This is a genomic window from Vreelandella zhanjiangensis DSM 21076, assembly GCF_000377665.1.
GTDB lineage: Bacteria > Pseudomonadota > Gammaproteobacteria > Pseudomonadales > Halomonadaceae > Vreelandella > Vreelandella zhanjiangensis.
The window spans coordinates 157486-175462 of record NZ_KB898648.1 but is presented as its reverse complement, the minus strand read 5'-3'; the positions used below and the strand labels follow the sequence as shown (position 1 = coordinate 175462).

At 56.2% G+C, this 17977-nt stretch carries 15 protein-coding genes; 5 read left to right on the top strand and 10 right to left on the bottom strand.

Features of this window, described 5'->3' with window-relative positions:
• Positions 1-86 precede the first annotated feature (86 nt).
• The 4 genes from katG to D467_RS0107905 all read right to left on the bottom strand — a co-directional run bounded on the left by katG (position 87) and on the right by D467_RS0107905 (position 6064).
• A complete protein-coding gene (gene katG, locus D467_RS0107920; protein ID WP_040460243.1) occupies positions 87-2252 on the bottom strand; it encodes a catalase/peroxidase HPI in 2166 nt (721 codons plus the stop codon).
• Positions 2253-2550: 298 nt separating this feature from the next.
• Positions 2551-3993 carry an NAD(P)(+) transhydrogenase (Re/Si-specific) subunit beta gene (locus tag D467_RS0107915; RefSeq protein ID WP_018916968.1) on the bottom strand — a complete coding sequence of 481 codons (1443 nt, stop codon included), beginning with the start codon at positions 3991-3993 and terminating at the stop codon, positions 2551-2553.
• Between the two features lie 16 nt (positions 3994-4009).
• Positions 4010-5581: a Re/Si-specific NAD(P)(+) transhydrogenase subunit alpha gene (locus D467_RS0107910; RefSeq protein WP_018916967.1), complete on the bottom strand. Its 1572-nt coding sequence runs from the start codon at positions 5579-5581 to the stop codon at positions 4010-4012.
• A 210-nt stretch (positions 5582-5791) separates the two neighbouring features.
• Positions 5792-6064, bottom strand: a complete 273-nt coding sequence (locus D467_RS0107905) for a DUF2798 domain-containing protein (RefSeq protein WP_018916966.1) — start codon at positions 6062-6064, stop codon at positions 5792-5794.
• A gap of 130 nt (positions 6065-6194) precedes the next feature.
• On the opposite strand from D467_RS0107905, the gene D467_RS0107900 reads away from it, so the two are divergent.
• On the top strand, positions 6195-7166 hold the full coding sequence (locus tag D467_RS0107900) for a LysR family transcriptional regulator (protein WP_018916965.1): 972 nt from the start codon (positions 6195-6197) through the stop codon (positions 7164-7166).
• Positions 7167-7199: 33 nt separating this feature from the next.
• Here D467_RS0107900 and D467_RS0107895 read toward each other — a convergent pair whose 3' ends face one another.
• The gene (locus tag D467_RS0107895) at positions 7200-7850 is read right to left on the bottom strand and encodes a TetR/AcrR family transcriptional regulator (protein WP_018916964.1); all 651 of its coding nucleotides are present in this window, start codon (positions 7848-7850) and stop codon (positions 7200-7202) included.
• Between the two features lie 107 nt (positions 7851-7957).
• On the opposite strand from D467_RS0107895, the gene fabF reads away from it, so the two are divergent.
• The gene (gene fabF, locus D467_RS0107890; RefSeq protein WP_018916963.1) at positions 7958-9223 is read left to right on the top strand and encodes a beta-ketoacyl-ACP synthase II; all 1266 of its coding nucleotides are present in this window, start codon (positions 7958-7960) and stop codon (positions 9221-9223) included.
• Positions 9224-9331: 108 nt separating this feature from the next.
• Positions 9332-10753: a GntR family transcriptional regulator MpaR gene (gene mapR, locus D467_RS0107885; RefSeq protein WP_018916962.1), complete on the top strand. Its 1422-nt coding sequence runs from the start codon at positions 9332-9334 to the stop codon at positions 10751-10753.
• A 4-nt stretch (positions 10754-10757) separates the two neighbouring features.
• On the opposite strand, the gene D467_RS0107880 is transcribed toward mapR, so the two are convergent.
• Complete coding sequence (locus tag D467_RS0107880; RefSeq protein WP_018916961.1) at positions 10758-11408, bottom strand: hypothetical protein; 651 nt, start codon at positions 11406-11408, stop codon at positions 10758-10760.
• 375 nt (positions 11409-11783) lie between these two features.
• On the opposite strand from D467_RS0107880, the gene D467_RS0107875 reads away from it, so the two are divergent.
• Positions 11784-13100 (top strand): NRAMP family divalent metal transporter, encoded by a 1317-nt coding sequence (locus tag D467_RS0107875; RefSeq protein ID WP_018916960.1) that lies wholly within the window; start codon positions 11784-11786, stop codon positions 13098-13100.
• Between the two features lie 85 nt (positions 13101-13185).
• Here D467_RS0107875 and hpxO read toward each other — a convergent pair whose 3' ends face one another.
• Positions 13186-14388 (bottom strand): FAD-dependent urate hydroxylase HpxO, encoded by a 1203-nt coding sequence (hpxO, locus tag D467_RS0107870; protein ID WP_018916959.1) that lies wholly within the window; start codon positions 14386-14388, stop codon positions 13186-13188.
• Positions 14389-14553: 165 nt separating this feature from the next.
• Positions 14554-15498 carry a LysR family transcriptional regulator gene (locus D467_RS0107865; protein ID WP_018916958.1) on the bottom strand — a complete coding sequence of 315 codons (945 nt, stop codon included), beginning with the start codon at positions 15496-15498 and terminating at the stop codon, positions 14554-14556.
• A gap of 161 nt (positions 15499-15659) precedes the next feature.
• Between D467_RS0107865 and speB the strand changes: the two genes are divergently transcribed.
• Positions 15660-16580, top strand: a complete 921-nt coding sequence (gene speB, locus D467_RS0107860; protein WP_026285664.1) for an agmatinase — start codon at positions 15660-15662, stop codon at positions 16578-16580.
• A gap of 14 nt (positions 16581-16594) precedes the next feature.
• Here speB and D467_RS0107855 read toward each other — a convergent pair whose 3' ends face one another.
• Both D467_RS0107855 and D467_RS0107850 read right to left on the bottom strand, forming a co-directional pair.
• Entirely contained in the window at positions 16595-17434 is an 840-nt protein-coding gene (locus tag D467_RS0107855; RefSeq protein WP_018916956.1) for a cytochrome c oxidase assembly protein, read from the bottom strand.
• 2 nt (positions 17435-17436) lie between these two features.
• Positions 17437-17898 carry a DUF2243 domain-containing protein gene (locus D467_RS0107850; RefSeq protein ID WP_018916955.1) on the bottom strand — a complete coding sequence of 154 codons (462 nt, stop codon included), beginning with the start codon at positions 17896-17898 and terminating at the stop codon, positions 17437-17439.
• Between the last annotated feature and the right edge of the window lie 79 nt (positions 17899-17977).

Below are 17977 nucleotides of genomic sequence, written 5' to 3'. Positions count from 1 at the left end.
AAAAAAGCCCGCATCTTTCGATGTGGGCAAGACTGGGTACATCAATAGTACTTACTGCTCACGCGCCCCTTCTGGGGCGCGTGGCGTTACGCTAAATCAAAGCGGTCGGCGTTCATCACTTTTGTCCAGGCGGCGATAAAGTCGCGGGCAAACTTCTCGGCGTGATCATCCTGCGCATAGATTTCAGCATAGGCACGCAGGATCGAGTTGGAGCCAAACACCAGGTCCACACGGGTGGCGGTCCATTTCACCTGACCGGTTTGACGATCACGAATCTCATAATGGTCGCCCGCCGGATGCCAGGTATTGGCCATATCCACCAGATTCACAAAGAAGTCATTGGTCAGTGCGCCTTCGCGCTCGGTGAACACGCCGTGCCTGATGTTTGTGTGATTAGTACCTGCGTGGTTGGTGCCCAGTACGCGCATGCCGCCGATCAGTACGGTCATTTCCGCCGCGGTCAGGCCGAGCAGCTGGGTGCGGTCCAGCAGCATCTCTTCGGGGCTGACCACGTAGGTGTCTTTCTGCCAGTTGCGAAAGCCGTCGGCCAGCGGCTCAAGCGCCTCGAACGACTCGGCGTCGGTCATTTCATCCGTTGCATCACCGCGGCCGGGGGCAAAGGGCACCGTGGCACTTAAGCCTGCGGCTTTTATCGCCTGTTCGATGCCCACATTGCCCGCCAGCACGATGGTATCGGCAAGGCTTGCACCGCTTTCCTGGGCAATGGGTTCAAGCACTGCCAGCACGCGGGCGAGGCGCTCGGGCTCGTTGCCCGCCCACTGGTTCTGGGGCGCCAGGCGGATGCGGGCACCGTTGGCGCCACCGCGCATGTCAGAGCCGCGGTAGGTGCGTGCGCTGTCCCAGGCGGTGTTGACCATATCGCTGATACTCAAACCGCTGGCGGCAATGCGCGCTTTCAGGGCGTCAACGTCGTAGTCGGCTGGCCCTGCGGGCACCGGGTCTTGCCAGATCAGGTCTTCCTGGGGTACGTCCGGGCCTGCGTAGCGCACCTTCGGACCCATGTCGCGGTGAGTCAGCTTGAACCAGGCGCGGGCGAAGACATCATCAAAGTACGCCGGGTCCGCCATGAAGCGCTGGCAGATTTCGTTGTAAATTGGGTCGACCTTCATGGCCATATCGGCATCGGTCATGATCGGCATGCAGCGGATGGAAGGGTCTTCCACGTCTACCGGCATATCTTCTTCTTTAATGTCGACAGGTTCCCACTGCGAAGCACCGGCGGGGGATTTCCTCAGCTCCCATTCGTGGCCAAACAGCATCTCGAAGTAGCCCATGTCCCACTGTGTCGGGTTCTTGGTCCAGGCGCCTTCAATACCGCTGACCAGAGTGTCACGGCCAATGCCTCGACCCTTGGTTTTCATCCAGCCAAGGCCCTGAAGCTCGGGGCCAGCCGCTTCGGGCTCCGGGCTTAGATCGCCGGGCGTGCCGTTACCGTGGCACTTGCCGATCGTGTGCCCACCAGCAGTCAGGGCTACCGTTTCTTCATCGTTCATCGCCATGCGCTTGAAGGTTTCACGCACCTGGGCGGCGGTCTTGAGCGGGTCGGACTGGCCGTTCACGCCTTCCGGGTTCACGTAGATCAGGCCCATCTGCACGGCGGCCAGCGGGTTATGCATGGTATCGGGCTTTGTCACGTCGCCGTAGCGGCTGTCGGAAGGCGCCAGCCACTCTTTTTCAGCGCCCCAGTAGGTGTCCTTTTCAGGGTGCCAGATATCCTCGCGACCGAACGCGAAGCCGAAGGTTTTCAAACCCGCGACTTCATAGGCCATGGTGCCGGAGAGAATCATCAAATCGGCCCAGGAGATCTTGTTGCCGTACTTCTTCTTGATCGGCCACAGCAGGCGGCGGCCTTTATCGGTATTGGCGTTATCCGGCCAGGAGTTGAGCGGCGCAAAGCGCTGATTGCCGGTGCCGCCACCACCACGGCCATCTGCCAGGCGATAAGAACCTGCCGCATGCCAGGCAACCCGGGCAAACATGCCTACGTAGCTTCCCCAGTCGGCTGGCCACCACTCCTGGCTTTGGGTAATCAGTTGGCGAAGATCCGCTTTCAGTGCCTCGACATCCAGTGTTTGAAGCGCTTCGCGATAGTTAAAATCTTCACCCAGCGGGTTCGTCTTGGTATCGTGCTGGTGCAGGATGTCCAGGTTCAGGGCGTTAGGCCACCAGTCGGTGTTGGACTTGCTGGCGGCTGTGTTACCGCCGTGCATTACCGGGCATTTACCACTCATGCGTTCGTTTCCCCTTATTGCTCTTACCCCTGGCGTAACCAGAGGAACACTCAATGACGTCTCTCAACATGACGCTTTCAAAACGCGCGAGCGGGCGACTCATTGACATGACACAGTTTTAAAGCACATTAGCCATAGCTACAATTTGCATTTAGCGACCAACTTGATAGTAATTTTTAATTTACAGGTAAAAAAGCCATTTCCTGGTAACCATGACAGTGGGCGAGACGCGCCGACTAAACACGAACAGGGCGCCCTTGGGCGCCCTGTTCGTTGGGTTGCACTGCGTTGTGGAGCGTTAATCGACCAGTGGCAGCAATGCGTTCAGGCTATCGCGGGCATCGCCGTAGAACATCCGGCTGTTCTCCTTGAAGAACAGCGGGTTTTCGATGCCTGAGTAGCCGGTACCCTGCCCGCGCTTGCAGATAAATACCTGCTTGGCCTCCCAGACCTTCAATACCGGCATACCGGCAATGGGGCTGTTGGGATCTTCTTCAGCAGCCGGGTTAACGATATCGTTGGAACCAATCACGATCACCACGTCGGTGCTGGTAAAATCGTCATTGATTTCATCCATCTCCAATACGATGTCGTAAGGCACCTTGGCTTCTGCCAACAGCACGTTCATGTGCCCCGGCAGGCGCCCCGCCACCGGATGAATACCAAAGCGCACGTTCTTGCCCGCCGCACGCAGCTTGCGTACCAGATCGCTTACCGCACTTTGAGCTTGCGCCACTGCCATACCGTAACCCGGCACAATCACCACGCTGTCGGCATCGTTCAGGGCACTGGCCACACCGCTGGCATCAATCGCTACCTGCTCGCCTTCAATTTCTGCCGCTGGCCCTGTGCTTCCACCAAAACCACCCAGAATCACGTTAACGAAGTTGCGGTTCATCGCCTTGCACATGATGTAGGAAAGAATGGCCCCGGAGGAGCCCACCAGCGCACCCGTCACGATCAACAAGTCGTTTCCGAGTGTAAAACCGATAGCCGCTGCCGCCCAGCCCGAATAGCTGTTGAGCATCGAGACCACCACCGGCATATCAGCACCGCCAATGCCCATGATCAGGTGGTAACCGATAAAGAAGGCAAGCGCGGCCAGCAAGATCAGTGTCCAGAAACCTGCGCCATTAAGATAGAGAATCGCCAGCAGCAGTGACAGCACTGCAGCACCAGCATTGAGTAAATGCCCGCCAGGCAGCTGGCGCGGTTTGCCGTCGACTTTACCCGCCAGCTTGCCAAAGGCAATCACCGAGCCTGTAAAGGTGACTGCGCCGATAAAGATTCCCAGCACCACTTCGATCTGCAAAAATGTCAGCTCATCCGGCGCCTTGGTGGCCACCAGCGCGGCAAACGCCGAGAACTCTTGCATCACGCCGTCGGCGGCGCGCGCGGCCAGCACCCGGCGGCGCTCAAGGTCCGCACTCCAGGCCACAAATACCGCCGCCAAACCCACAAAGCTATGCAGGGCGGCCACCAGCTGGGGCATTTCGGTCATTTCGACCTTGCCCGCCATATAGGTACCGATGCCTGCGCCGATAATCATCATCGGGATCAGCCACCAGTAGCCGCCAATGCCCGGCCCGAAGGCGGTGAAAAATACCGCGACGGCCATGCCCACAATGCCGTACCACACGGCGCGCTTGGCTTTTTCCTGATTGCTTAAACCGCCTAACGACAGAATAAACAACACACTTGCCGCGATCGCCGCGGCAGATACGAATCCTTGACCTAACATATCGTTTCTCCGCCGCTCAGGATTTCTGGAACATGGCCAGCATCCGGCGTGTCACCAGGAAGCCACCCACAATATTGATCGTTGCGATGAGTACCGAAATAGCCGCCAGCACGCTAACCACCGCGCTGCCTGAGCCAATCTGCAAAATCGCCCCCAAAATAATGATGCCGGAGATCGCATTGGTCACCGCCATCAGCGGCGTATGCAGCGAGTGGCTGACTTTCCAGATCACCTGGAAGCCGATAAAGCATGCCAACACGAAGACAATAAAGTGCTGCATAAAAGACGCGGGCGCGACTTGACCAAGCAACAGCATCAACGCACCGCCGATCGCCAATATGCCGATCTGGCGCTTGGTCTGGGCTTTGAACGCCGCTGCCTCGGTGGCTTTTTTCTCTTCAGGCGTCGGCTCTTTTTCTTTCTTCTTCGGCTTGGCCGCGGCAATCGCTTTTACTTTGGGCGGCGGCGGCGGAAAGGTCACTTCGCTCTGGTGAGTTACCGTCGCGCCACGAATCACGTCATCGTCCATGTTGTGATTGATTACGCCATCTTTCTCAGGCGTTAAATCGGTCAGCATATGGCGAATATTAGTGGCATACAGCAGAGATGACTGCGTCGCCATGCGCGAGGGGAAGTCGGTATAGCCGACCACAATCACGCCGTTATTGGAGACAACGCGCTCATCGGGCTGGGTTAAATCGCAGTTACCGCCTTTTTCAGCGGCGAGATCGACAATCACCGAGCCGGGTTTCATGGCCGCGACCATATCCTCAAGCCACAGCTTGGGCGCAGGGCGCCCGGGGATCAGCGCAGTGGTGATGACAATATCCACGTCGGGCGCCTGTTCGCGGAAACAAGCCAGCTGCTTTTCGCGGAACTCGGGGCTTGAGGGCGAGGCATAACCGCCGCTTTCCGAACCATCCTGGCTGTCTTCGAAATCGAGGAATAGAAACTCAGCACCCATCGACTCGATCTGTTCGGAGACTTCGGGACGTACATCAAAGGCCCGCACTACGGCACCTAAGCTGGTGGCGGTGCCGATAGCAGCAAGGCCGGCCACACCCGCGCCAATCACCAGCACTTTAGCCGGGGGCACTTTACCCGCAGCGGTTACCTGGCCGGTAAAGAAGCGGCCAAAGTTATTACCCGCCTCTATTACCGCGCGGTAACCGGCGATATTGGCCATGGAGGAGAGCGCATCCATCTTTTGCGCCCGGGAGATACGCGGCACCATGTCCATGGCGATCACGCTGGCGCCCTGTGCCTTGCATTTTTCCAGCAGCGCTTCGTTTTGGGCGGGCCAGAAGAACGCAATCAGCGTTTGGCCTTCGCGCAGTCGCGCGGCCTCACTATCAGAGGGCTCACGGACCTTGATGACTACCTCAGCGCCCTGCCAGAGTGCATCCGCGCTATCCACCACGGTCACGCCAGCGTCACGGTAAGTATCGTCGTTAAAACCCGCTGCTAGTCCTGCGCCTGTCTCAATCAGGCACTCATGGCCCAGCTTCTGAATCTGCTTGGCACTTTCCGGGGTGAGCGCCACGCGCGCTTCGCCCCGGCTCGTTTCCTTAGGTGCGCCTATTCTCACAGGGGTACTCCCTACTGTTTAAAAAGTGGGCTATTGGCTTTAGTTGTTGGCGGCTGATCTCGGTGCCCCGCCCTCACTCAAACGTTATAGATTCTCATGCAGCTTTAAATAAAAGCTATTCAACCTTTGATGCAGGTAAGGCATGAGCTTTCTCAGTACGTCACTACAGGGAAGCACCAGTATGAGCAAAAAGTACCCTGGATAATTATCTCAATGCGACCTGATGGTTAGCTGAACAAGGCGTGCCACTAGCGGGCGCACCATCAGAATGCAAATAAAGGCGCTGGGCATGGCCACACGGTAGGCGTGCCATACCTGGCTGAAATAATTGTCACTCACCCCCGCATTGACGGCGGTAATAATCAGCGTCATTAAAAACGCCATCACCGTCGACATGTAAAAAGCAAAGACGACCGGCGTAAAGCGGGGATGCAGCTTGCGCGCGGCCAGCATGCGCTGTTCGGGGAATTGTCGCTGTGTCATTGAAGCCTACCTGTTCGTTGAAAAGCAGGTAGGCACTTTACAACGCTCTTAAGGGAGGCAGAAGGCCATCCCCTATAAGCAGAGCAATAAGCTAAACTTACGAATTATTTTTAACAACATGGTTTAACTTATGGTTGCCCTGCGCGGTATCGAAAGCTTTGTAAAAGCCGTTGAAGCGGGCTCTATTGCTGGTGGTGCCCGCCTACTGGGGATTTCCCCCGCCGCTGCCAGTCAGAATATCAGCCGATTAGAAAACCACCTGGGCGTGCGTTTACTCACTCGCACCACGCGCAGCTTGGCGTTAACGGAAAGCGGCTCGGCTTATTACGCCAAAGTGCGCGAACTGGTACAGGAGTTGGAGCTTGCCAGCCAAGCGGTCAATGCGCTCAATGCAGCGCCTAAAGGCCGCCTGCGTATTGCCTCCACCGGCGCGTTTGCCCGGCATATTCTGGCGCCCATGATTCCCGCATTTAACCGGCGCTATCCGGATCTTACGGTTGAACTCAATATCGCGGACAGAAACGTGGATCATATTGCGGAGTCGATAGATGCCAGCATTAGAATCCGCCATGCCCTGGAAGACGGGCTGGTGGCACGCCCGATTGCCCGCGTACCGTCACTGTTTTGCGCAGCCCCCAGCTATCTAAAGCGCGCCGGCTACCCGCGTACTTTGGAGCAGCTAAAAGAGCATGACTGCCTCGTGTTCCGCTTCCCGCTAGACGGGCGTTATCTCGGCTGGGGATTTGTGCGTAACGGCATACGCTTTGATGCACCGGTAAACGCCCGCATGATCAGCGATGACATTGATGCACTCGCGCAGATGGCAGTTGAAGGTGGCGGGATCACTCGATTAGCAGCGTTTATCGCAGAGCCGCTTATTGCGAGTGGCAAGCTGGTGGCGCTCTTTACGTCAAAAACGGTTACGTCAGAACCGGTGGCGCAGGAACTGACTCAGGCGTCAGCGCTTGGGGCCGACGCGCAGGTTGAGATCGAACCGTTGGAGTTTTATCTCTGCGTGAGGCATCGCCGGGAGCTAACACCCAAAGTCCGCGCATTTAGCCAGTTCTTGACGGAAACGCTGCCTGAGCGCTGGCGAGCGTAACGCTTGGTAAAATGGCTTTACACATGCTCGTGGCTATTGGGCCATCACGCTTTGCAGCATACCTTCAGCGTCGCCTTCACTTACGCCAAGCATTAAAAGGATCTGGCGCTGGGTGGCCATCAATACATGCTGGCGCTCTTCTTCGCCCGGCAAGCTCTTGGCAATGGCGACGGCGCCTACCAACGAGGCCAAAATCACCCGCGACTTGTCGGCAATGATATTGCGGTCATTGGCAAAGGGTAGCTGTTTTAGCTTACTCAGTGCGAGCAGGCGCGTTTCGAGCATTTTCTTCATGCTTAAATACGACGCTTCAAACATGGTGCGGATTTCGGCTTTTTCGCTGCCTATCTCGTTAAACAGCACCGCTTCAGGCCCCGGTTGCTGCTTACGCTCTAGTTCCTGCAGATTCCAGTAGTTGGATACAAGCTCAGTGAGATGCTGCAAGGAGAGCGGCCCTTTGACCAGCCGTGCTGCGCGACTGCCCTCCAGGGTTTTACGCACAGAGGCATCATACAGCGCTTCTTTAGAGGCAAAATGGGCATAAAAAGCGCCGTGGGTCATTTTAGCCAGCGTCATTACCTGACCAATAGACACCTTGTTGAACCCGTACCGACTAAACAGCTCTGTCGCTGATGACAGAATCCGCTCCCGGGTTTTTGCCTTGTGGCTTTTGGGATAAGGCATGTTTACCTCGTCATGGCACCGCTAGCTAAATGGTGCCGCTAAATATTATCTTGATCATATAATGCGCAATGCTAGCGTAAGCTTATTTAAAGCACTGAGGAGCCGCTATGCATTCACCTATTGTTATCACTGGCATGGGTATGGTCAGCCCCTTAGGGTGCGACGTCAAGACAACATGGCAGCGCTTGATCGAAGGCCGCTCGGGCATTAGCCAGATCACGCGCTTTGATACCGACGCCATTCCGATCAAAATTGCCGGAGCCGTTGCGCATTCTACTGATGATCCCGAAACGGGCCTGCGTCTGGATGATATCGCAGACGTTAAAGAGCGCCGCAAACTGGATCTGTTCAGCCTTTACGCCATGGCGGCCGCCAAAGAGGCGCTGGAACAGGCAGGCTGGCAGCCTCAAAATGAAGCCCAGAGGCGCGCCACGGCGACGATTGTCGGTTCAGGCATTGGCGGCTTCCCAACGATTACCGAAGCTCAGACAACGTTACAGCAGAAAGGTTATCGTCGGGTATCACCCTTTACCGTACCCGCGTTTCTGGCCAATATGGCCGCAGGCAATCTGTCGATCCGTTACGGTTTTCAGGGCCCGCTGGGTTGCCCGGTGACCGCCTGCGCGGCGGGGCTTCAAGCGATTGGCGACGGCATGCGCTTAATTCGTAGCGGTGAAGCTGACGTTGCCTTGGTGGGCGGCGCCGAGGCGTGTATCGACCCGCTATCATTGGCGAGTTTCAACGCGCTTAAAGCGCTTTCCACCGAGCACGAACAGCCAGAGAGCGCGTCGCGCCCCTTCGACAGCACCCGTAACGGCTTTGTGATGGGCGAAGGTGCGGGCCTGCTGGTGATTGAAACACTTGAGCATGCACAAGCGCGCGGCGCCACGCCGCTGGCGGTAATCAGCGGCTACGGTACCAGTGCCGATGCCCACCATATTACTGCCGGGCCTGAGGATGGCAACGGCGCCGCGGCGGCGATTCATTCAGCGCTTAAAATGGCTGGGATATCTGCCGAGGAAATCGGCTATATCAATGCCCACGCCACCTCCACGCCGGTAGGCGACCGGGCAGAAATTGCTGCGTTACGGCGCGTGTTTGGTAGTGCGCTGCCTAATATCCCCATCTCTTCAACCAAGTCGTCCACTGGCCACCTGCTGGGCGCGGCTGGCGGTGTGGAAAGTATTTTTTCAGCACTGTCCGCCACCACCGGCCAGCTGCCCCCCACGCTTAACCTGACCCACTGCGATGAAGATATGCAGGATCTAGACTTTATCCCGCTAACATCACGCACCCAGCCCACTCAGCATGTGCTGTGCAACGGGTTTGGTTTTGGCGGCGTCAATGCGGCGCTGATTATCAGCCGCGTATAATACCCCACCTCTCTGCAAACCCCGATTGGCGGATCACGATCGCCTGCCAATCGGTTTTTGCCTGCGGTTAGCGTATCCTTTTAAGCTGTTGTTTAGCGGCAGGGAAATATGAAGCGCTACGAACGGTTTGCCGAGGAAATATCCGAGCTTATTCGCAGTGGCGTCCTGACGCCGGGTGAGCGCGTGCCTTCCGTTCGTCAGGCAAGTCGCCACTATGCCATTAGCCCTTCGACGGTGTTCCAAGCGTACTATCTGCTCGAAAAGCAGGGGTTGATTGCTGCCCGCCCGCGCTCTGGCTATTTTGTCCGCGAACAGGCAAAGCTTTTTCTCAACGAACCTGAAATGACCCAGGGCCACCCTGAAACGGCGGATATTGCGGTTAGCGAGCTGGTCTTTTCGGTGCTGGGCTCACTTCAGAACATCGAAACAGTGCCCTTCGGCTCCGCCTTTCCAAGCCCCGAGCTGTTCCCGCTGCCGCGCTTGGCCCGCAGCATGGCCAAAGGGCTGCGCGAGCTTTCTCCCAACGCCATTATCGCCGATATGACCGCAGGCGATGCAGGGTTGCGTCGCCAAATTGCCCTGCGCTATCGGCTGGCGGGCGTGCATCTACCACCCCAGGAACTAGTCATTACCAATGGCGCCATGGAAGCGCTCAATCTTGGGTTTCAGTGCGTGACCCAGCCCGGTGATCTTGTCGCGATCGAGTCCCCGGCCTTTTACGCCAGTCTTCAGGTATTGGAGCGCTTAAAGTTAAGGGCGGTCGAGATTCCGGTGCACCCGCGGGAAGGGATCGACCTGGACAAGTTAGCCGATAGCCTTGCCAAGTATCCCATCAAGGCCTGCTGGCTGATGAGCCATTTGCAGAATCCGCTGGGTGCAAGCCTGAGTGATGCAAAAAAACAGGCGCTTTATGCGCTGTTAAAAAAGCATCAGGTACCGCTGATTGAAGATGATGTGTATGCGGAGCTGTATTTTGGTGACAAGCCACCCACGCCGGTTAAGCACTTTGACGATGATGGTTTGGTGATTCACTGCGGTTCGTTTTCAAAGTGCCTGGCGCCCGGCTATCGGGTGGGCTGGGTAGCCGGCGGGCGCTATGCGGAAAGCATCTCCCGCCTGAAGCTGATGACGACTATTTCGCCATCGGTGCCAGCCCAAGTGGCGATTGCCGATTACCTTCAGCACGGCGGTTACGACCGGCACTTGCGCAAGCTGCGCCTGGCGCTTAAAACCCAGCAAGGGCAAATGCTTGCGGCGGCGGCGCGTTATTTTCCAGCCGAGACTCGGGCAACCCGCCCGGCTGGCGGCTACTTTCTGTGGTTTGAATTTCCCAAGCAGGTGGACTCGCTGCGCCTGTTTCAAATGGCCTTGGCGCAAGGGATCAGTATCGCTCCTGGGCCTATCTTCTCTGCCACCCAGGGATATCAAAATTGTGCCCGCTTAAGCTACGGCCACCCGTGGACGCCGCGCAGCGAAGAGGCCATGGCAATACTGGGGGAACAGCTAAAGGAAATGCTGGCCTCGGTTTAGGCACTCAAGCATTTTGGCTATGCAGGTGATGATTGCCTGCCGGTGTTTGCCGGGCAAGCTTGCCAATTTGATACAGGTCGTGCAGATACATATCCAGCCGAAAAATACCGTGAGAGATTAAGGTCAATACAAAGGTCAACAGCATCAGAATCACGGGCTCGTTCAGCCAGACAAACGTCGCTGAGGAGAACGGGTATAACAGCGTATAGATGCTCATGCCACCCAGAAACTGCGCCAGCATGCTGTTGATAATCACCAGCGAGATCATCAACACGCGGGCATTCCATTTCGGCAGGCGGGCTTTCCAGAACGGCAGGTGACGAACGCTTATCTCTTCGTTGAAATAAAGCTGCTGCCTGCGGCGCAGAAGTGGAATAGCGTAGGTGCCCGGCTTCTCTTCCGTAAAGGCCGCCAGCGCCAGTTCAGGAGCAAGGCCTGGGCCAAAGGCCCGCACGACCGCCTGATTAAAAGCGCTCGTATCATGGGTTTGCTCGGCAGCACTGGCCTTCTGAGTTAGCTCACTCAAATACTCCTTATCAGCACTTGAAAGCTTCAAGTCATTGGCGAAGTTAATGTTGTAATTAACCTCGTAAACTTGATAAAGAGCGACCGTAACGCCCACAAAAATCATGAAATAGATAAAAACAGTTAACATCGTCGGCCCCTTAAACGTTTTATCATCCTATTCGCTTATCACCCTATCCGCTTATCATTCTACCCGCGCGGCCCAGCGAGCTAACGGTGCGCACTTAGCCAGGCCGCTATGACTATGCCTTGCCTAGCTTTTCCAGTACAGACACAGAAAGACGCAATAAATACATATCAGTCTAGAGACTGATCTGGCGCAAGCAATGCCCTTTAAGCAAGTTACTTGGTAGCCTGGCGACATCTGTATGGATTTTAGTCGAGGTGGATAACGCCGCGCATAGGAAAGCGCCCCCCGACTAGGCTAACATAGCGCCCCCACGAGCCTGCTCGCGACAAAACAATAATCAAATTTAAACAAAACCCCGCTCACAAGGAGCCTGCCATGCCCCCACAAGAATCCAGTACGCTGACGGCCTCTCCGCCAGCCAAGTCAGTGTATGCCAAATATCTAGCGGCTCTCGGGCCCGGTTTTTTATTTGCAGGTGCAGCCATTGGCACCTCCCACGTTGTTCAGTCAACGCGTGCTGGCGCTGAGTATGGCATCGGGCTTTTGGGCTTTATCCTGCTGGCAGTACTGCTTAAGTATCCGTCTTTCTTCTTTGGGCCGTTTTATGTCAGCGTGACGGGCAAGTCACTGGTTGAAGGTTACCGTCAGACGTTTGGAAAATCGGTGGTGGCCCTTTTTGCACTGGTGCAGATCCCTGTCACGGCGATCATTATTGCTGCCATTGCAATTACCACTGCGGGTCTCGCGGGCAGTATTGTTCCCTTGACGCTAAGCCCGCCCACGGTAGCGGTAATATTGATTGCGCTGTGCTGCGCGCTCACCTTTGTCGGCGGCTACAAGCTTCTGGATTGGGTCAACAAGGTGTTTATCGTCATTCTGAGCGTGACCACCGTGTTTGCAGCGCTTGCCGCCGTGCCGCTGGTCGACTGGACGCTCTACCCGGCAACGGCCGTCTCGCCGCTGTGGAGCACGGCTACTTTCATTACTCTGGTGGCGGTGCTAGGCCTGATGCCGTCAGATATAACGCTCGCGATCATGAACTCGCTGTGGTCGGAAGCGCGCAATAAAAACCAGGGTATGCGCAGCGATACTGCCGCTGAAAAGATCGATTTCAATATTGGTTATATCGGTGCCGCGGTACTCGCCGCCTGTTTCGTGATCATGGGCGCGGGGGTCATGCACAGCCAGGGGATTACGCCCGCTGATGGCGCCGTGGGGTTTGCAAGCCAGGTGATTAGCCTTTACACCAGCACCTTAGGCGAGTGGAGCGGCGTGGTCGTGGGTATATCCGCGTTTACCGTCATGCTCACCACGCTTCTGACCGTGCTAGACGGCTTCCCACGTATGATTACGGCCTCTTACTATACGTTTACACGCGAGGCTGACACGGAAGAGACCCGCACGCTTGAGGGCGGCCGGGCATTTTTGGTGTGCATGGTGGGCCTGTCGTTATTGGCGATTGTGATTCTGTATACCTTGATGGGCAGCTTCCGCCTGTTTATGGACTTTGTGATGGTGGTGGCATTCTTGATAAGCCCCATTCTTGCCACCCTTAACCACCTGACGGCCAACGGTTCTACCGTGCCGTTGGCACTGCGCCCTTCACGTCTGATCAATGCGTGGAGCTGGCTTGCAATCGCCACCTTGACGCTGCTTTCGCTGGGCTATATTTACGTACGCTTTATTTACTGATCGTTAGGCGTTAGGCGTTCACATTAATGGCGTGCTGGATAACAGCACGCCATTTTTATGCGCCTTGATTATCTTTCCGGGCGCTTTAGCCTAAAGGGCCACCCAGAATGGTCTTTTTGATTCCCTCGCGCACGCCCTGGCCATCTTCACGGCTTAACTCGTCATACCAGTGCTGGGTGAGCGCCGGGGTGTGACCATGAATCATTTCCGCACGCTGGCGCGCTCTTGCCACAATTTCCCCTACCCGCTTAACGCGCGCCGTATTGTAATTATCCAATGCCTGACGCAGCGCCTCATTTGGCGTTGGCACATCCTCAAGAGCCTTTTGAACCACCTGCGCCAATACCCAGGCGTCTTCCATGGCCTGGCAGCCACCCTGGCCTAAATCAGGCGCCATGCCGTGGGCGGCATCGCCCAGCAAAGCCACGCGGGTATCGGTCAGGGTTTCCAGCGGTTCAATATCATGAATCTCGACACGCGCCATGCGCGCCGGGTCAAAATGCTCGATCAGGCTCTGCACGGCGTCGCTCCAGCCCGAGAAATGCTCGCGCAGCTCTTCACGATAGCGCGCTGGTTCATTAGGTGTGTCGGCGGGCAGCGGAACGTCAAAGAAGCAGTAAAACTCCTGCTCTGCGTCGGCGTTGCCACCGGTGCCCATGGGCATCAGTGAAACGCGCTTACTCTCACCGACATACTGATCCCAGCTATCCAGCGGGGCGAGTTCATCAGTGGCGGGCACGCGTACGTTCCAATTCACGTAGCCCACATACTGACGCTCGACAGGGCGTCCGATGATCTTGTTACGCAGTTTGGAGTGCGTGCCATCGGCCACAAGCAACAAATCCGCCGTTACCTCTCGGCCGTCGGCAAAAAAAGCGGTCACGCCATCGGCATCGCTTGTGTAATCCACACAGTGCTGGCCTAGCTCAATATTTTCAGCGCCCACGGCGTCAAACAGGGTTTGCTGAAGTGCCGCCCGCGCAATCGGGCAGGCGCGCTGCTCTACGTCGTCATACAGGGGCGTTAAGGAGAAGTCGCTGAGCAGTTTGCCATCGTGGCGCAGGTAGCGCATACGCTGCATGTCGCCACTCAAGCGCTCGATCGTGGTGCCCAGCCCCAACTGGTGCATCACCTTGACGCCATTGGACCAAAGCGAAATGGCCGCTCCGATGGGCCGAATATCTTCGACACGCTCCATAACGCTGACACGATGGCCGTGTTGCTGAAACGCCAGCGCAGCGCTCAAACCTCCCATGCCTGCCCCAATGACCAGAACATTTAGCGACATCGGCGAACTCCTTGCTGTTGTTATAAAAGATGATAGTAAATGCGTTCAGTGTAATCCGGTTACGCGTGATACGAACAACGCTTCAAAGATACTTGGATTATCGCGCAAGATAGATGCCAATCTTGTCGCGCTGATCCAAACGCCGCTTGTGGCGCGTGTTCGATGCTATGCCTGCTCACTAAATGTCTGCTCGCTAAATGCTTTGGCAAACTCGGTTAGCTGCTGATGCAGCCAAACGGTAGAAGGCTCATTGGCATACAGCCCATGCTCAATCAATGTCATATTGAGCGCAGGTAGCTCATTGGGTGGTTCTACCACGCGTACCGGCAACATGGCGCTAAAGCGCTGGGCCATTTGCCGAGGTAACGTCATGATCGCCCCGGTCAGCGCCACCACCCTCGCCGCAGCGATATAGTTAAGGTTTTTGGAAATCACCCGTCGGGTCAATTTATGCTGCACCAGGCAGTTATCAATATTACTCGGGCCCAGCCCGCTGATATCGGCAAGCTCTACATGCAGCGCGTCGGCAAACTGTAAAATGGTCAGCGAATCACCGACGTGGGTATTGTTCAAAGCCGCCAGACACACCAACTCTTCCTGCATCCAGGGCGTTTTCAGTACGCCCCCCGGTAGCTCGATCTGGCTATCCAACCCCACCACCATATCGACTTGGCGATGCTCCAGTCCTTCGCTTAATACCTCTGGGGTAATCAGCTCAATGGAAAAGCTGATGCCTGGTGCATAGTTTAATAGCTGGCTGAGAAACGTCGGGTACATGACCTCTTCAAAATAGTCGGTAGTGGCCAGGGTAAAGCGCCGCGTGCTGCTGGAAGGCGCGAACGTTGCAGGAGGCGCCAAGCCCTCCTGCAACATGGCCAACGCCTGCTGAACCACCGGCAGCAAGGCAAGCGCCCGGGGTGTCGGCTGCATGCCCTGTTCCGTGCGCACCAGCAGCGGATCATCCAGCGCCTCACGCAGGCGCTTAAGCGCATGGCTTATCGCCGGCTGGCTTAAATGCAGTTTTTCCGCCGCCCGGGTTACGTGACGTTCATGCATTAACGTCATGAATACCCGCAGCAAATTTAAATCGAAGTGGCGCAATATGTTCATAAATAGCCATTACTAGACATTATTCATCTCATGAATGATTTAATTCTAAACATTCATTTAATTTATTACTAAAAATTATTTATTGTCGGCCTCCTTTCGCCATAGTGCGATGCGCTTACTCCCTTTCTAAATTCAGGTTTAACCCCAGGAGACGCCCCACGGTGAGCCACCCACAAATCATGCCTAGCCTGTTTGGTGATGTTATCTCTACCTTTATGGGTGTGGCCAAAGCCACTGATCCCAAGGCAACCGATGCCGAGGTAGTGGTCAGCGGCGTACCGTTTGACCTGGCATGTTCTGGCCGTGCGGGTACTCGTATGGGGCCGAATGCGATTCGTCAAAGCACCGCTAATCTCATTTGGGAAGGCAAACGCTGGCCGTGGGATTTTGCCTTGGAAGAGCGCTTACGTGTGTGCGACGCGGGCAACCTGGATTACGCCTACGGCGAGCCGGAAAGCCTGGTGGATAATCTGGAAAACCATGCCAACCGCTGGCTCAGCGCGGGTAAAAAGATGCTGACCCTGGGCGGCGATCATTACATCAGCCTGCCCCTATTGCGCGCCCATGCGCGCGAGCATGGACCGGTGGCGCTAATCCATTTTGATGCACATACCGACACCTACGAGCAAGGCACCCGCTTTGATCACGGCACCATTTTCCACCACGCCCTGAAAGAGGGGCTGGTTGTGCCCGAGCATTCACTGCAAATCGGTATTCGCACAAGCTACGACCGCTACAACCATCCTTATGAAGTGCTGGATGCCGACTGGGTGAACGATAACGGCCCCAAAGCCGTGCTCGAAAAAATCCGCGCCCGCGTAGGCCATCACCCGGCCTACGTCAGCCTGGATATCGACGGCCTGGACCCTGCTTTTGCACCGGGCACCGGTACGCCAGTGTGTGGTGGCATGTCCACCGACCTGCTGCTCAAGGTCGTCCGTGGCCTGGTGGGTATGGACCTGGTGGGCATGGATGTTGTCGAGGTTAACCCGGCCTACGATCACGGCGACATTACCTCGCTTGCCGCGGCAACGCTGGGGCTTGAGTTCTTGTATGTGCTGGCGGCGTCCAAGGGCGCTTAATAGCATTTACGCATCTATGTGTTGATTCGAACGCGGCTTATGCCGCGTTCGGCATTTTTGAATAACCCTTCACGCCGTTCAACCGGCTTGCGCAGCCAAAGCGTTAACAGCACAACAGCCAGCAGTACTTCGGCAAAGTCGCCGCCGTAATACATCAACTGGGCGGCGGCTTGTATTTCCTCAAGCGAATGGTCGGTGCCACGCGGCCAAGCGTAGCCGTACATCAGCTTGCCCAGCAAACTATGGGTGGCGATAGACGCAAACAGTACGCCCAGCCGAAAGCGCAGGCTCAGCCGATGGGGCGACACATCGGGCTCGGCCAGAATCGCCCAGCAGAACAGATAGCCCGCCACCAGAAAATGCACATGTATCCAATAGTGAAGTGCCTGATTATCTAGCGATGCGCTATACAGCGGCGTGAGATACAGCACGTACATGCCGCCGATATTGAGTATAAGTGCGCTGACGGGATGAGAAACGAAGCGCACGAACCGGCTCTGCAGCAGGGCGGCTACACGCCTGCCACCTGCCTGCGGCAACGTGCGTAATAGTAAAGTGATGGGCGCGGCCAAGACCCAGGCAAGCGGCGCCAACATGCCGATCAATAAATGCAGGGCCATATGGCCCACCAGATCATGGTGCGCCCAGGCCATTAAAGGGGGTGCTACGGCGAGGGCAAGCAGCAGACTGCCCAAAGTGAAAAAACTACTTCGCCAACCGCTCCAACCGGTCGCTTTATGGCGTTGGGTATAAGCCGCCGTTAAATACGTAAACGTGATTAAAACAATCAGCGCCAACGGCAGCCAATCAAGCAACGCCCCTTGCGCGGCATGAGTATGGTCGTGGACGCGCATGTCTAGCGATGTCCAAGGCGCTTGGCATGGCGATAGAACCAGATACCTACAAGCAACAACACTATTGCCGCACCATTCCATACCACGTCATAGAGCAGCGGGTCGACGCCGTAGCGAATCTGATGCAGGCGCAAAATTTTGTGGTTAATCAGGCCATCAAATAGCTGGAAACCGCCCATGCCTAAAAAGAAGCCCGCCTTGGCCCAGGGGATTGTCAGGCGTTTGCGCTGAGAAAGGTCGAGTAGCATGAACACGCCGATCACGATGGCGAGCAGCTCGAAGGCGTGCAGCAGGCCATCCGAAATAATCCCAAACGTTGGCGTACCAAAATCAAAGAAATGATGCCATTGAAGCAACTGGTGAAAGACTATTTCATCGACGGCCGCCATTACGCCAATACCCAGCAATACGGCTGCCCATAGCGAGCGTTTGGAGTCTGCCTGTGTAAACGTGGAATTATCCATTATGGCATCCTGGCTTTTGAAGCGTGTTCTTCAGATTAGGCACACAAGGCGATGCCCGCAACGGTATAGCACCTGGATT